This is a genomic window from Acinetobacter sp. HA (assembly GCF_000264725.1).
In the GTDB taxonomy this organism is placed as follows: domain Bacteria; phylum Pseudomonadota; class Gammaproteobacteria; order Pseudomonadales; family Moraxellaceae; genus Acinetobacter; species Acinetobacter schindleri.
Map to the genome: position 1 here is coordinate 13,769 of NZ_AJXD01000018.1, position 14,774 is coordinate 28,542.

Below are 14,774 nucleotides of genomic sequence, written 5' to 3' on the forward strand. Positions count from 1 at the left end.
GACCCATAAGGATCGCTGATTTTTACTTTTACTGCTTAAGCATTTGCTTTGAGTCGAGGAAACCTAAACGCAATTGCCAGTACTGCAAAGATCGCTAGAATCCAGCAATAATAAACGCCACCAATCAATTCTACCGGAGACAGCTTGGCAATCGAACAGGCCAGCAATAGCTGTGCGCCATAAGGAATCAGGCCTTGAACTACACAAGAGAAAATATCCATCAAGGCAGCAGACCGTTTTGGATCAACGCCATATTCTTTTGCCACTTCACGTGCCATATCACCAGACAAGATGATCGCCACGGTATTATTGGCCACAAACAGGTTCGAGAAAATTACCAGAAAACTGATACCAATTTCACCGGCACGTTGACGGCCAACTTTAAATAAACGGGTTAGCGCATAGATCCGTTCAATCAGCCAGCGCAGGCCACCTTCACGTTGCATAATAGCGGACAAGCCACCGAGGAACATCGATAGCAAAGCGACTTCGAACATTCCCACAAAACCATCATAGATTGAAGTATTTAATTTGAGCAGATCAAATTCGGCGGTGGCAAACAGGCCAAACAAGCCGGAAAGTAGCACCCCAATGGTCAGTACAGCCAGAACGTGTAAACGGCTAAAAGCTAAAACAAAAACCGCAATATAAGGCAGGACTAATAGCCAGTTAAACTCCTTATATTCCACGCCGCTTGTTGTGCTGGTGTGAAAGAAATAAATCGCAATAGTGACAATTGATGCCGGCACCGCAATCCAGACATTGACCCGGAACTTGTCCCGTAGCTGGACTTTCTGGCTGCTGGTTGCTGCAATCGTAGTATCCGAGATCATCGACAGGTTATCACCAAACATGGCACCACCGACGACCGCACCAATGGCATGAATCACGGTAATATCAGTAACCTGAGTAAAGCCGAAAGCAATCGGTGCACAGGCAGCAATCGTTCCCATTGAAGTGCCCATTGCGGTGGCAATGAATGCCGAAATAATAAATAGCATCGGCAAGACAAATTCTGGTGGAATCACCGACAGGCCCATTTGCACGGTGGCATCAACACTGCCAATAGCACTGCTGACACTGGCAAATGCCCCCGCCAGCATAAACACCATGAACATCAGAATCAGGTTAGGATGGCTGGCACCCTTAAGAAATTCTTCAATGCCCTGGTTGAGTTTGCCGCGATACACTAATGCAGCCAAGATAATCGCAGGCAGGGCAGCAACAGGCGCTTTCACCTGATAGAACGCGAACTCGGTTCCAATCATGGTGTGATAAATCCCGCTGCCTAAAAAGATTGTTAAAAATACAATAAGCGGCAACAGTGCAATGGCCCGTGCCTGCACTGTAGCTTCTGAATCAGTCTGCATAGGAGATAGAAAAGTAAAAAAGTGCGCGTAGTATAAAGCAGGTTTTGCAATTTCAGAAAACTTTAAATATATGCGCTAACACCTGTGTTTTTATTCAATTTTTAGTGATAAAAATAAGTTTATCTAAACATTCAATATTTTACAGAATAGCGAAATTAGTCATCTTTGATCATTGAGAAAAAAATCAAAATATTCGTAAATACTGTCTTTCGGGTTGTTCTGAAATCTTCGCGCAGGAAATGAAATACAATACCGCTTCGCTGTGTACTGTTCAATGAACAAAAAATAGCGTTACAATGCGGTGTCTTGTATTTCTACAATAGTCAACGCTTCAAGTTTGAAAACACGTTAAGGAACGCACAACCCTATGTCACGTTTAGCCACACGATTTGGACAACTTAAATCTCAACAGCGTAAAGCTTTAGTTTCTTATGTTATGGCTGGTGACCCGCATCCTGAGGTGACTGTACCTCTGCTCCATCAAATGGTAGATGCCGGTGTCGATGTGATTGAACTGGGTCTTCCATTTTCAGATCCGATGGCTGATGGTCCCGTTATTGCACTTGCTGCTGAACGCGCACTTGCAGGCGGAACCAATACCCTGAATGCTCTGGAAATGGTGAAAGAGTTTCGTCAGAAAGATAACGAAACTCCAGTGGTTCTGATGGGTTATTTAAACCCTGTTGAAGTGATTGGCTATGAAAAGTTCGTGGCTTATGCTCATGAATGTGGAGTCGATGGTGTACTTTTAGTGGATTTGCCACCTGAAGAAGCAGATGATTTGAAAATCGTATTGCAAAAATACGAGATGGATCAAATCTTCCTGCTGGCGCCAACTTCAACCGATACCCGTATTCAGCACGTGGTAAAACAGGCCAGCGGCTTTATTTACTATGTGTCACTAAAAGGGGTGACCGGTGCAGCAACTTTAGATGTATCTGAAGCTGCCGCTCGCATTCAGAAAATTAAGACCGAGACAGATGTTCCTGTTGGCGTTGGTTTTGGTATCAGTGATGCTGCATCTGCGAAAGCGATGGGTGTTGCTGCCGATGCAGTGATTGTAGGAAGTGCGTTCGTGAAGCAGTTTGCAACGCTCGCGCCAGAACAAGCCGTTGTCGAAACGGTGAATAAAGTCAAGGAGCTTCGAGCAGCGCTCGATGAGTTAGTATGAGTCAACCAGTCAAATCAGGCAAAATTCTGAGCCCATCGACCCCATGGACGGAACGTACAGTTCCAGGTATTGATGTTCCTGATGAGCAAACCGCGCTTAAGGCGACGTTTACTGAGCCAACGATTGAGTGTCCAGAATGTCATGCTTTGGTGACACGTACCGCGATGTCATTTAATGCCTATGTTTGTCCACAATGTGATGAACATCTGAGAATGAAGGCACGTGACCGTCTGAACTGGTTCTTTGACCAGGTACAGACAGAAATGGGTCAGGAATTTAAGGCAAAAGATCCATTAAAATTTGTCGACAGCAAAGCCTATCCAGACCGCATGTCGGAAGCGCAGAAAAAAACTGGCGAAACTGAAGCCTTAGTTGTGATGCAAGGCCAGCTGAAAGGCGTAGCAATGATTGCAACTGCTTTTGAATTTGATTTCATGGGTGGTTCAATGGGTACTGTGGTGGGTGACCGTTTTGTGCAAGCTGCTGAACGTGCGATTGAACTGCAACAACCATTGATCTGTTTTGCCGCTTCAGGTGGAGCACGTATGCAGGAAGGCATGTTGTCTTTGATGCAGATGGCTCGTACATCAGCTGCAATCCAGCGTCTGAAAGAAGCAGGTCTGCCATACGTAGTCGTGCTTACCCATCCGGTTTATGGTGGTGTAACCGCATCTCTGGCTATGTTAGGTGATGTGCATATTGCTGAACCGAAAGCAATGATCGGTTTTGCGGGTAAACGTGTCATCGAACAAACAGTACGTGAAAAGCTGGAAGAACCTTTCCAACGTGCAGAATATTTGCTTGATCATGGTGTGATCGACCAAATTGTTCACCGTCATGCATTACGTGATACAGTCTATCGTATTGTCACGAAATTGATGAATTTGCCTTGAACACAGCAGCACCTTTAGCAACAGATTCTTTAGATACATGGCTCGATTATTGGAGCCATGTTCACGTTACGGGTATTGATTTAGGTCTGGAGCGGGTCATTCCAGTCGCTGAAAAGCTGGGCGTTACACAGCCTGAAGCCAAAGTGCTGACCGTTGCTGGAACCAATGGTAAAGGTTCGACCACGACCACATTGGCTGCCATTCTAAATGCGCAAGGTTTGAAGGTGGGCCTGTATCAATCCCCGCATGTGTATCGCTTTAATGAGCGCGTCAAACTACGCGGTATTGAAGTTGAAGATCAGTTGCTGATAGATGCTTTTGTTGAAGTTGATCAGGCTCGCCGCGAATGTGGTTTGAGCTTGTCTTTCTTCGAAGCGACTACACTGGCGGCCTTTGTTATTTTTAAAAATGAAGCGTGTGATGTATGGGTGCTGGAAGTAGGGTTGGGCGGGCGTCTGGACGTGGTCAATGTCGTCAATCCAGACGTTGCAGTGATTACCAATATTGGTCTGGACCATACCGACTGGCTCGGTGATACCATTGAAAAAATTGCCTTTGAAAAAGCCGGTATTATCCGCCCAAATATTCCGGTGGTTTTTGGCGGACAGCAGGACATTCCTCAAGCGATTTTAGATAAGGCAGCCGAATGTACAGCGCCGTTATATGCCATCAATCGTGATTATTTTTATGAAGCCTTTGAAGATGGTGCATCCTGGGGCTTTGCATCTTCTGGGACAACACTGAAACTTCCGACAGGTTCATTGGCACTGGATAATATCTCGACAGCTGTTGCAGCAATTCTGGTGAGTGGTCTGGAAGTCAGTCAGGAAGCCATTGCACAAGGAATTCAGACGGCAAAATTGCCAGGTCGTTTTGAGATTCGTGAAATTACAAATAAAACTGTGATATTTGATGCCGGGCATAATCCGCATGGAGTCGAATTCCTGTTAAAACAGTTAAGTCACTATTTAAATCATCATGCGCAGATTTCGGAAGTAGTCTGTGTCTTTTCGATGTTAGGTGATAAAGATATAAATTCTGTAGTCGGGTTATTGAAAGACAGTATCCGATTATGGAAAATTGCACCGTTAAATGTTCCACGTGCAGCAGAGCTGTCGGTATTGACTGATGCTTTAGCCGGGCAAGCGGTGGAAACCTATAACAATGTTAAATTAGCTTTTCAATCAGCGCTGGATGAAACGAATAATAATCAGCTGATCTTGGTGTGTGGTTCATTTCATACGTTAGAAGCGGTATGGGAGTATTTGGAAGAATGTCAATGAATAACAAACAACGCTGGATGGGAGGCGTTGTTTTATTAGGTGGTGGTGTTTTATTGGCAGCATTACTCCTGAAAGGCAAAGCAGAAATTGATCATCATAGTGTGAATGTGCCGGAACAGCCGGCTCAGGTAGAAAGTCGGGATGTAGGTGGTCCGAGTTCATTGACGGTAGATGTTGAAACTGAAAAACGTCTTCTGGAGCAGCAGCGCCGTGACCGTGAAAAGGCCGTAGCTGAGCAGGAAGCACGTGCAGCAGAATTCCTGGCGATGCAACAGCAGGCTGAAGCGGATGCAGCACGTAAGGCTGCTGAAGAATATGCTGCCCTAAATGCACACCGTATGGGCCAGCAAAGCTCAGACAATATTCCGCCAGAACTGGTAGAAGATGAACAGGCCAAACAGAAACGTTTAGCCGAAGACAAAGCGGCCGCGCAAAAAAGGCTTGAGCAGCAGAATTTAACCCAGCAGCAACATTCTTCTGATGCTGTGAAGAAAGAAGCTGAGCGTAAAGCTGCAGAGGAAAAGCGCAAGGCAGAAGAGCGTAAAGCGGCTGAGAAGAAAGAGGCTGAGCGCAAGGCTGCTGAAGAAAAACGTAAGGCGGAAGAAAAGCGTAAAGCCGAACAGCAGAAAGCAGAAGAACAGCGTAAAGCGGCTGAGAAGAAAGAGGCTGAACAAAAAACTGCCGAAGAGAAACGTAAGGCTGAGGAAAAACGTAAAGCTGAAGAAGCCACGAAAAAGGCTGAAGCTGAAAAAGCACGTAAGTTGCTGGAAGGCGAAGATGACAAGCAGTGGATGGTTCAGGTGGCACTGGCTGCCAATGAAGCCAATGCTGATGCGATTGCAGCAAAACTGCGTGCCAAAGGCTATAAGGTGACCAAGAGTCCAACCTCAAAAGGAATACGGATTATGGTGGGTCCATCGAAAGACCGTGAAGCAGCTGATGCGATCCGTAAGAAAATCGCCTCTGATGCCAGTCTGAACATGAAATCAGCCTGGGTTAACGATTGGGTACCTTTAGATAAACGTTAATTTAAGTCTGCTTTAAACAGATGGATCCGTGAGTTGCTCTCGGATCCATTTTACATTTTCAGGGGTAAATAATTTTTCAATATTGCGCCAGATACTGTGAAAACCATAACCGCCATGTTTCATTTCTTTTACCGCATTATCAATACTCCAGTTCTGAAAAATAATCCGGTACATGGCTACACTGGCACCGGTACGATCAGAACCGTGATAGCAGTGTAATAATACCTTTTCATTATTTTGCCGTGCCTGCTGAATCAGCTGCATCACCTTGAGTAAATCTCCACGTTGCATAGCCCAGGTATGAATGGGTATATGTCTCAGCTTGAGATTTTCATTGTCGAGTATTTCCGAATCTTTATCACGTGAACGCAGGTTAATGACCACATCAATGTCATACTGTTTCAACAAAGGCTTCAGTTCATGGCTGGGCTGTTCACTGCGATAGAGTTCATTACTAATCTGATAGAAATTATATTGTTGATGAATTTCCTGTCCCCAATGCGCAGGACGCTGATATTCTGGTAAGGCAGGTGTAGTCATACAACCAGCTAAGGCAAAGATAGAAACGATAAAAAATGAATAATAATTTTTCATGGTGCTCTGAATTGTAGTTTTAATCACTATTTTAAACAGAATAAAACTTTTCACAAAGAAAAAGCCTGTCTGAAGACAGGCTTAATAGAAAGCTCGATAACCCGGCTCGTCAATGGGTCTTAATCAAAACATGGAAATGAATATTTATGATTTTGACTATCTTCATTTCCATGGTGGAGAGTTGATTACAGCTTAATTTTAGTTTAATGAGCAACTCGGCTTTAGTTTACCGCTTGAAGCATGGCTTCTCGTCTGCATGCGGAATATATTCCTCAGGACGGAGCATGGTTTCTATTTGGAAACTACGCGCTTCGCTTGTCTTGCGAAAAACTAAAGCGACGCTTTAGTTTTAACTCGAAGCATAGCTTCTCGTCTTGTGTTCAGGCAAAGCAGTGCCTTGCTGATCCTTTACTACGCACTTCGTTTGTCTTGCGCAAAATTAAAAAGGAGTCCTTTTAATTTTGCTCAGGCTGGGGCGTTAAACGCAGGTAAGGAGTTACTGCCTTATAACCTTTAGGGAAGCGCTGTTTGATTTCTTCCTCGTCTTTCAATGAAGGAACAATCACTACATCATCGCCCTGTTGCCAGTTTGCAGGTGTTGCCACTTTATGGTTATCAGTCAACTGAAGTGAATCAACCACACGTAGAATTTCGTGGAAATTACGACCAGTCGATGCGGGGTAAGTGATGATTAGACGCACTTTCTTGTTCGGATCAATGATCACCAGAGAACGTACGGTCAGTGTTTCACTGGCATTCGGATGAATGAAATCATATAGAGTAGATACCTTACGGTCCTGATCTGCAATGATCGGAAAATTCACGCTGGTATTTTGAGTTTCATTAATGTCTTTGATCCAGCCATGATGTGAATCCACATCATCTACGGATAAGGCGATAGCTTTTACACCACGCTTTTCAAATTCATCTTTAAGCTTTGCGGTAAAGCCAAGTTCAGTGGTACATACTGGCGTATAATCCGCTGGATGCGAGAACAGAATGCCCCAGCTATTACCTAAAAAGTCATAGAAATTAATTAGACCTTCGCTTGATTGTTGTTCAAAGTTCGGTGCGGTATCGCCTAAACGTAAAGTCATGATATGTGCCTCAAAATTCTGTTATTGGTTTGGATAAAACTAATATGAACCAGTTTTTTTATAATTAAAAATAGTGTTTTTAGCTTTTCTTATGAGCAAAAGTGCATAAAGATAAAATCCATCTATCTGCTTTTGAATCAAACAGCCATGCATTTTACTATATTGCGTGTTCAAAATTTGCTACATTACGTTGCCTTAGATCTCCGGGCTGGAAGCTGGAATAAGGTTTTTTTATTAAAACCCTTGTAGTTCAAATTTCTAGCACCATAATAAACGACTAAGAACATATTCATTTGACAAGCAAGATTTAGAGAGTCTATTCATGTTGGCAAGTCTGATCGGAGGAATCTTCGGTACCAAAAATGAGCGCGAACTCAAACGCATGCGTAAAATCGTAGACAAGATTAATGCGCTCGAGCCGACGATATCAGCCCTAAGCGATGCAGACTTATCTGCAAAAACTGAAGAATTCAAACAACGATATAATAACGGCGAAAGTCTAGATAAATTACTCCCTGAAGCGTTTGCGGTCTGCCGTGAAGCAGGTAAACGTATTATGGGAATGCGTCATTACGACGTACAGCTGATCGGTGGTATTACCCTGCATGAAGGCAAAATTGCCGAGATGCGTACCGGTGAAGGTAAAACCCTAATGGGTACCTTGGCCTGTTATCTGAATGCTTTAAGTGGTCAGGGCGTACATGTCATTACTGTGAACGATTACTTGGCACAGCGTGATGCTGAGTTAAACCGTCCATTATTCGAATTCTTGGGTTTGAGCATTGGTATCATTTACTCCATGCAAAACCCGGCAGAAAAAGCTGAAGCTTATAAAGCTGATATCACGTACGGTACCAATAACGAATTCGGTTTTGACTATCTGCGTGACAACATGGTGTTCTCACTGGCAGAGAAAAAGCAGCGTGGTCTGACTTATGCGATTATCGATGAGGTCGATTCGATCCTGATCGATGAAGCACGTACACCATTGATCATTTCTGGTCAAAGTGAAGACTCTTCTCAGCTTTATTCTGCAATCAATAGCATTCCACCAAAATTACACCCGCAAAAAGAAGAGAAAGTGCCGGATGGCGGTCATTTCTGGATTGATGAAAAACAGCGTTCTGTAGAAATCACCGAAACCGGTTTTGAATTTGTTGAAAATGAACTGATTTCTATGGGTTTGCTAGCTGAAGGCGAGAGTCTGTATTCAGCATCTAACTTGAATCTTGTGCATCACGTGACTGCGGCAATTCGTGCACATTACCTGTATCAACGCAATGTGCATTACATCATCCATGAAGGTGAAGTCATCATTGTTGATGAGAACACTGGTCGTACCATGCCGGGCCGTCGCTGGTCTGAAGGTCTCCATCAAGCGGTAGAAGCGAAAGAGGGTCTGGAAATCCAGCCTGAAAACCAGACGCTTGCAACGACAACTTTCCAGAACTATTTCCGTCTTTATAAAAAACTGTCTGGTATGACCGGTACAGCGGATACTGAAGCTGCGGAAATGAAAGAAATTTATGGTCTGGATGTGGTGCTGATTCCAACCCACCGTCCAATGATCCGTAATGACCAGAATGACTTGATTTACCTGAATCGTGAAGGTAAATACAACGCGATTATTCAGGAGATTCAACGTGTTCATGAAGCTGGTGTAGCACCGATTCTAATTGGTACTGCGACTATCGAAGCTTCTGAAATTCTTTCTGACAAATTGCGAGAAGCGGGCATTCAGCACGAAGTTCTGAATGCAAAACAGCACGAACGTGAAGCAGATATTATTGCCCAAGCTGGTGCACCACGTGCAGTAACCATTGCAACAAACATGGCAGGTCGTGGTACCGATATTTTGCTGGGCGGTAACTGGAAAGCCAAACTCGCTAAAATTGAAAATCCAACAGCTGAAGATGAAGCTCGCTTGAGAGCTGAATGGGAAGAGAACCATGAAGCCGTATTAGCATCAGGTGGCTTGCATATTATTGGTTCTGAGCGTCACGAATCGCGTCGTATCGATAACCAGTTGCGTGGTCGTGCTGGTCGTCAAGGCGACCCGGGGGTATCCCGTTTCTATCTGTCACTTGAAGATGACTTGATGCGTATCTTCGCAGGTGACCGTATCATTGCCATGATGCGTGCCATGGGTCTGCAAGAAGATGAAGCGATTGAGCACAAGATGGTATCGCGCTCGATTGAAAATGCACAGCGTAAAGTTGAAGCGCGTAACTTTGATATTCGTAAAAACCTGTTGAAATACGATGACGTAAATAACGAACAGCGTAAGATCATTTATTCTCAACGCGATGATATTCTGGCTGAAAGCTCGCTACAAGATTACATCGAAGAAATGATCCGCGATGTCATGAAGGGCATGATTGCCAACTATGTTCCGCCAGAATCTATTCATGACCAGTGGGATATTGAAGGTCTAGAACAGGCATTGAAAGAAGACCTGAACTTCGAATTACCAATAGGTCAATGGTTAGAACAGGACCGTCGTCTGGATGAAGAAGGTCTGGTTGAACGTATTACCGATGAAGTGATTAATCGCTACCGCGAACGTCGTGAACAGATGGGTGCTGAATCTGCAGCAACTTTGGAACGTCACTTCCTGTTGAATTCTCTGGATCGTCATTGGAAAGAGCATCTGGCTGCGATGGATTACCTGCGTCAAGGTATTCATCTACGTGGTTATGCACAGAAAAATCCGGAACAGGAATACAAGAAAGAAGCGTACAACCTGTTTGTGAATATGCTGGGTGTGATCAAATCTGATGTGGTGATGGACCTGTCCCGTATCCATGTACCAACTACTGAAGAACTGGCTGAGATGGAAGCACAGCAACAGGCTCAGGCTGAAGCAATGCGTATCCAGTTGTCTCATCAGGAATTTGACAGTCTGCTGGAGGGTGGGGAAGAAGATCATACCCTGCAAAATGCCAATACAACTTCAGTTGCACCGGTATTTGAAGCGCCTGCAAGCCGTAATGCCCCGTGTCCATGTGGTTCAGGTCTGAAATACAAACAGTGTCACGGTAAAATTTAAGTGATATAAAAAAATCAGAGCTCCAGAACTCTGATTTTTATATGTGAAAAAGTTTTTCAAAAGCACATTTTGAATTGCAGTCCATAACATTAAGTGTTATTTAGTTGCTCATTGGACATCAAATTGCGGACAGACAATGAAAAAAGTATTAAAACCGTTGATGATTGCTGCTTTGGCAATCCCTACATTAAGTTTTGCAGCTTCAGAAACCACAACTGTAGATAAAGTCAAACAAGCTATTGGCCCAACGACTGCACCTGTTCAGGTAGATGCAAGCGGTCAGGTGACTGTGGAAAGCCCTCGTACAGGTATTCGTTATACCTTTGCCAATCCGAACCGTCCGATTGTACTACAAACTGCTGCAATTACTGCTGCCAATGCAGCCAATGCTGATCGTATTGTGGCATCTAATCCGGCATTGTCTGCGACTAGTCAGCAACAGGCGAAACAAGCATTGCTAAATGAAGCTGCCCAGCTGGCAAAAAAACTAAGTTTTGCTGAGCTCAATAAAACCAGTCACTATGACTGGTTTTTTATTGTGAAAAACCATAAGAAAAGTGAGCATCTATCAGGCTTTGGCTCGATTTTTTGTCTCAGATCAACTAAGCTGTATTTTTCTAAAACTTCAATATTGGACATTTTAAAATGGCAGTTGGTGACGTATCTATGCCACAGATGCATGTGGTGAAAGGGGTAAAAATTGGTTCGGCAGAAGCGTATGTGCGCTATCAGAACCGACGTGACCTGGTGATATTTGAACTGGCTGAAGGCTCCAATGTTGCAGGGGTATTTACCCAAAATGCTTTTTGTGCAGCACCGGTTCATGTGTCTAAGGCACATTTGACAGTAGGCAATCCACGTTATTTAGTGATTAACACGGGTAATGCAAATGCTGGTACAGGCCCAACCGGTATGGCAAATGCAGAAGCAACTTGTGCAAAGCTTGCTGAGCTTGCTGGCGTAAAACCAGAGCAAGTGCTTCCATTCTCAACAGGTGTGATTGGTGAGCAACTACCAATGGAGCGCCTATTGAGCGGTTTACAGCCAGCACTAGACTCATTGAGTGATGATGCGTGGGGAGATGCAGCGACCGGGATCATGACCACAGACACCACACCAAAAGGTGCTTCTGAACAGTTTGAAATGGATGGCATCACCTATACCATGACTGGTATTTCTAAAGGTGCGGGCATGATTCGTCCGAATATGGCGACCATGTTAGGGTATGTAGCCACCGATGTACCGATTAGCCGTGAACTGGTTCAACAGTTGCTATCTACAACAGTGAACATGTCATTCAACCGTATTACCATTGATGGCGATACTTCAACCAATGACTCTTGTATTTTTATTGCGACTGGACAGGCGGGCGGTGCTGAAATTAGCTCTACTGAAGATCCACGTTATGCAGTAGTTCTTGAAGTACTTGCACGTACCATGAAACGTTTGGCTCAATTGATCGTACGTGATGGTGAAGGTGCGACTAAATTCATCACTGTGGCAGTTGAAGGTGGGGCGAATACACAAGAATGTTGTGATATTGCCTATAGTATTGCCCATTCTCCGCTAGTGAAAACAGCGATCTTTGCTTCTGATCCAAACTGGGGGCGTATCCTGGCTGCGATTGGGTATGCTGGTGTGGCAAACTTAGACGTTGCAAAAATTCAGGTTTGGTTAGATGATGTACAAATCTGTAAAGATGGTGGTGCAGCGGCGGACTACACGGAAGAAGCTGGTGCGCGAGTGATGTCTCAGGCAGAAATGACTATTCGTGTTGACCTTGGACGAGGTACAGCGAAAGATACGGTTTATACCTGTGACCTGTCTTATGACTATGTCCGAATCAATGCGGACTATCGTTCATAATGCTGATTTAATTCAAAAGCCTCCGTCTGGAGGCTTTTTTATACTTTTAAAATTTTTATTGAATGGTCAAAAAAAGGCATATTGCCAAAACTGACCGGTATGTGATGTAGGGTGGATGTCTGGCGTAAGGCAGGCATATAGGAAAAGAGAAGATGTTGTTATGAATGATGCAACCAAACTGATAGCCAATGAAGCCAAATCAATTGTGCAGGCACATTTGGACCGCCTGGGTGAGACGAAAGAGCATCAGTTAAGTGAACAGGCCAAGCAGGAAAAGTTTGCACAGATCCAGGCAGAGCTTAAAAAGCGTGATGCTGTACTGGTCGCACATTATTACTGCGATCCTGAAGTTCAGGAACTGGCAGAACTCACCGGTGGTTGTGTGTCTGATTCATTGGAAATGGCTCGTTTTGGTCGCGATCATCCAGCGTCTACTTTGGTCGTCGCTGGTGTAAAATTTATGGGGGAAACTTCAAAAATTTTATCACCGAATAAAACTGTACTTATGCCAACATTAGAAGCGACCTGTTCACTGGATCTCGGCTGTCCTGTCGATGAATTTACCAAGTTTTGCGATGCTCATCCTGATCATACTGTAGTGGTTTATGCCAATACTTCGGCAGCTGTAAAAGCACGTGCGGACTGGGTGGTGACGTCAAGCTGTGCAGTAGAAATTATCGAGCATTTAGATAGCTTAGGTGAAAAAATCATTTGGGCGCCAGATCAGCATCTTGGTCGTTATATTCAAAAGAAAACCGGTGCCGATATGTTGCTATGGGATGGTGCGTGCATTGTGCATGAAGAATTCCGGTCACGTGGCATTGCCAATATGAAAGCGTTGTATCCAGATGCTGCGGTACTGGTACATCCTGAATCCCCTATGTCTGTAGTTGAAATTGCAGATGCTGTTGGAAGTACCTCGCAACTCATTAAAGCTGCTCAGACTTTGCCTAATGAGCGACTAATTGTGGCAACAGATCGCGGTATATTCTACAAAATGCAGCAGGCTGTACCTGACAAGATCCTGATTGAAGCACCAACTGCTGGCGAGGGAGCTACCTGCCGCTCATGTGCGCATTGTCCTTGGATGGCGATGAATGAACTTGATGGTATTCTGCATGTGTTGCAACATGGTGATCAGGAAATTCATGTCGATCCTGCTTTGGCACAACGGGCAAAATTACCACTTGACCGGATGTTGGACTTTAGTGCCAGTCTAAAACGTTAGAATTTGTATAAAAAATGTCTGAAATGCTTGATAAATATACGCTTGAAGCGATTTTTTGATTTTTTTTAAATATAGGTGTTGACGTCTTTGGGCGTCGCGCCTAGAATGCACACCGTACCAAGCGATTAGCTTGATACGAAAGCTGAGATGAATCGGAGCATAGCACAGCCTGGTAGTGCACCTGGTTTGGGACCAGGGGGTCGTAGGTTCGAATCCTACTGCTCCGACCAATTCTTCAAGGCGGATGATAAGTATCATCGGTAAAGCGCTTGTAGCTCAGTTGGATAGAGCATCCGCCTTCTAAGCGGATGGTCACAGGTTCGAATCCTGTCAGGCGCGCCATTTGGTTGCCTGGTATTTTAGAATCAAAATGATGGTGGATGTAGCTCAGTTGGTAGAGCCCTGGATTGTGATTCCAGTTGTCGCGGGTTCGAATCCCGTCATTCACCCCAACTTTTAAAGTTGAAATCGGAGCATAGCACAGCCTGGTAGTGCACCTGGTTTGGGACCAGGGGGTCGTAGGTTCGAATCCTACTGCTCCGACCATCTCCTTAAAGATGGTCGAGATAAAAGATACCGCGTTAAGCGGTTTTTTTATGCCTGAAATTTAATAATCTAAATAAAATTAGAATGAGTTCTTAAATTACTTCTCAATTAGATTAGTTGTTTCTTTAAATATTCTGCTTTGTGTATTGGGATAACTCTGCTTTGGTCTGATGTGATCACTGATCCAGATTGCTGGCCCTATAACATAACCATAAATAATAACGATGCTGAAACCATTATTGCGACGCTACTTATTGAAAATAACGAGCTTGAAGTAATTATCTATATTTCGCTAAAAGATATTTATCGGGGTTTTTCTTGAGGATATGTTTTAAAAGTATGAAAAATTATTTTTTGAAATGATAAGAATGAGCGGCTGCTAAAATAAAAGATAATGAATATTTAAATAAAAATTATATGAAGAGTAATCAGTTTATATGCAGATTTAGAAAGGTAATGAAGCTTTTTATAAGAAAGACAAAGAAAATATCAAGTAATGTGCCCGATTCTGTACCATTTTTAGTCAAAAGATAGAGAAAAACTGGTTTTTTGTAGAATAAATAAACAGACGGTGCTTTTTGTTGAAAAAGAGGGTTGCACGTGGAGTGAAATACTGTAGAATGCACATCCATCGGCGGTGATGAAGATT

At 43.9% G+C, this 14,774-nt stretch carries 10 protein-coding genes, 4 tRNA genes and 1 pseudogene; 12 read left to right on the forward strand and 3 right to left on the reverse strand.

What is annotated here, in order from left to right; translation table 11 throughout:
- Positions 1-35 precede the first annotated feature (35 nt).
- The gene (locus HADU_RS05425) at positions 36-1,370 is read right to left on the reverse strand and encodes a Na+/H+ antiporter NhaC family protein (protein ID WP_008304236.1); all 1,335 of its coding nucleotides are present in this window, start codon (positions 1,368-1,370) and stop codon (positions 36-38) included.
- A gap of 367 nt (positions 1,371-1,737) precedes the next feature.
- On the opposite strand from HADU_RS05425, the gene trpA reads away from it, so the two are divergent.
- From trpA to HADU_RS05445, 4 genes are read left to right on the forward strand one after another with little or no spacing between them, the layout of a single operon-like run.
- Positions 1,738-2,541: a tryptophan synthase subunit alpha gene (trpA, locus tag HADU_RS05430; protein ID WP_008304238.1), complete on the forward strand. Its 804-nt coding sequence runs from the start codon at positions 1,738-1,740 to the stop codon at positions 2,539-2,541.
- Positions 2,538-3,434, forward strand: coding sequence for an acetyl-CoA carboxylase, carboxyltransferase subunit beta (gene accD, locus HADU_RS05435; protein WP_004816134.1), 897 nt, complete (start codon positions 2,538-2,540; stop codon positions 3,432-3,434). The genes trpA and accD overlap by 4 nt, the downstream gene beginning before the upstream one ends.
- Entirely contained in the window at positions 3,431-4,717 is a 1,287-nt protein-coding gene (gene folC, locus HADU_RS05440; RefSeq protein WP_008304241.1) for a bifunctional tetrahydrofolate synthase/dihydrofolate synthase, read from the forward strand. Before accD ends, folC begins: the two co-directional genes overlap by 4 nt.
- Complete coding sequence (locus HADU_RS05445; protein ID WP_008304243.1) at positions 4,714-5,745, forward strand: SPOR domain-containing protein; 1,032 nt, start codon at positions 4,714-4,716, stop codon at positions 5,743-5,745. The genes folC and HADU_RS05445 overlap by 4 nt, the downstream gene beginning before the upstream one ends.
- A 12-nt stretch (positions 5,746-5,757) precedes the next feature.
- Here the strand turns inward: HADU_RS05445 and HADU_RS05450 are convergent, their stop codons facing one another.
- Positions 5,758-6,339 carry a dual specificity protein phosphatase family protein gene (locus HADU_RS05450; RefSeq protein ID WP_008304244.1) on the reverse strand — a complete coding sequence of 194 codons (582 nt, stop codon included), beginning with the start codon at positions 6,337-6,339 and terminating at the stop codon, positions 5,758-5,760.
- A 455-nt stretch (positions 6,340-6,794) separates the two neighbouring features.
- The gene (locus HADU_RS05455) at positions 6,795-7,436 is read right to left on the reverse strand and encodes a peroxiredoxin (protein ID WP_008304246.1); all 642 of its coding nucleotides are present in this window, start codon (positions 7,434-7,436) and stop codon (positions 6,795-6,797) included.
- Positions 7,437-7,758: 322 nt separating this feature from the next.
- Between HADU_RS05455 and secA the strand changes: the two genes are divergently transcribed.
- The 8 genes and pseudogenes from secA (at position 7,759) to HADU_RS05495 (ending at position 14,125) form a co-directional block, all read left to right on the forward strand.
- The gene (secA, locus tag HADU_RS05460; RefSeq protein ID WP_008304248.1) at positions 7,759-10,485 is read left to right on the forward strand and encodes a preprotein translocase subunit SecA; all 2,727 of its coding nucleotides are present in this window, start codon (positions 7,759-7,761) and stop codon (positions 10,483-10,485) included.
- A 136-nt stretch (positions 10,486-10,621) separates the two neighbouring features.
- Positions 10,622-10,969: pseudogene (locus HADU_RS05465) on the forward strand (hypothetical protein); the annotation flags it as partial.
- A 161-nt stretch (positions 10,970-11,130) separates the two neighbouring features.
- Complete coding sequence (gene argJ, locus HADU_RS05470) at positions 11,131-12,351, forward strand: bifunctional glutamate N-acetyltransferase/amino-acid acetyltransferase ArgJ (protein ID WP_008304252.1); 1,221 nt, start codon at positions 11,131-11,133, stop codon at positions 12,349-12,351.
- A 160-nt stretch (positions 12,352-12,511) separates the two neighbouring features.
- Positions 12,512-13,579: a quinolinate synthase NadA gene (nadA, locus tag HADU_RS05475; RefSeq protein WP_004891531.1), complete on the forward strand. Its 1,068-nt coding sequence runs from the start codon at positions 12,512-12,514 to the stop codon at positions 13,577-13,579.
- A 153-nt stretch (positions 13,580-13,732) separates the two neighbouring features.
- Positions 13,733-13,809 (forward strand) — tRNA-Pro (locus HADU_RS05480).
- A gap of 35 nt (positions 13,810-13,844) precedes the next feature.
- Positions 13,845-13,921 (forward strand) — tRNA-Arg (locus tag HADU_RS05485).
- Positions 13,922-13,955: 34 nt separating this feature from the next.
- Positions 13,956-14,031: transfer RNA gene (locus tag HADU_RS05490), tRNA-His, on the forward strand.
- Positions 14,032-14,048: 17 nt separating this feature from the next.
- Positions 14,049-14,125 (forward strand) — tRNA-Pro (locus HADU_RS05495).
- The last annotated feature ends 649 nt before the right edge of the window (positions 14,126-14,774 follow it).

Excerpts from the sequence above, each read along its gene's own strand:
- secA (WP_008304248.1), top strand. The coding sequence starts at position 7,759 with ATGTTGGCAAGTCTGATCGGAGGAATCTTCGGTACCAAAAATGAGCGC.
- HADU_RS05450 (WP_008304244.1), bottom strand. The coding sequence starts at position 6,339 with ATGAAAAATTATTATTCATTTTTTATCGTTTCTATCTTTGCCTTAGCT.
- HADU_RS05455 (WP_008304246.1), bottom strand. The coding sequence starts at position 7,436 with ATGACTTTACGTTTAGGCGATACCGCACCGAACTTTGAACAACAATCA.
- argJ (WP_008304252.1), top strand. The coding sequence starts at position 11,131 with ATGGCAGTTGGTGACGTATCTATGCCACAGATGCATGTGGTGAAAGGG.
- HADU_RS05425 (WP_008304236.1), bottom strand. The coding sequence starts at position 1,370 with ATGCAGACTGATTCAGAAGCTACAGTGCAGGCACGGGCCATTGCACTG.
- nadA (WP_004891531.1), top strand. The coding sequence starts at position 12,512 with ATGAATGATGCAACCAAACTGATAGCCAATGAAGCCAAATCAATTGTG.
- trpA (WP_008304238.1), top strand. The coding sequence starts at position 1,738 with ATGTCACGTTTAGCCACACGATTTGGACAACTTAAATCTCAACAGCGT.
- accD (WP_004816134.1), top strand. The coding sequence starts at position 2,538 with ATGAGTCAACCAGTCAAATCAGGCAAAATTCTGAGCCCATCGACCCCA.
- HADU_RS05445 (WP_008304243.1), top strand. The coding sequence starts at position 4,714 with ATGAATAACAAACAACGCTGGATGGGAGGCGTTGTTTTATTAGGTGGT.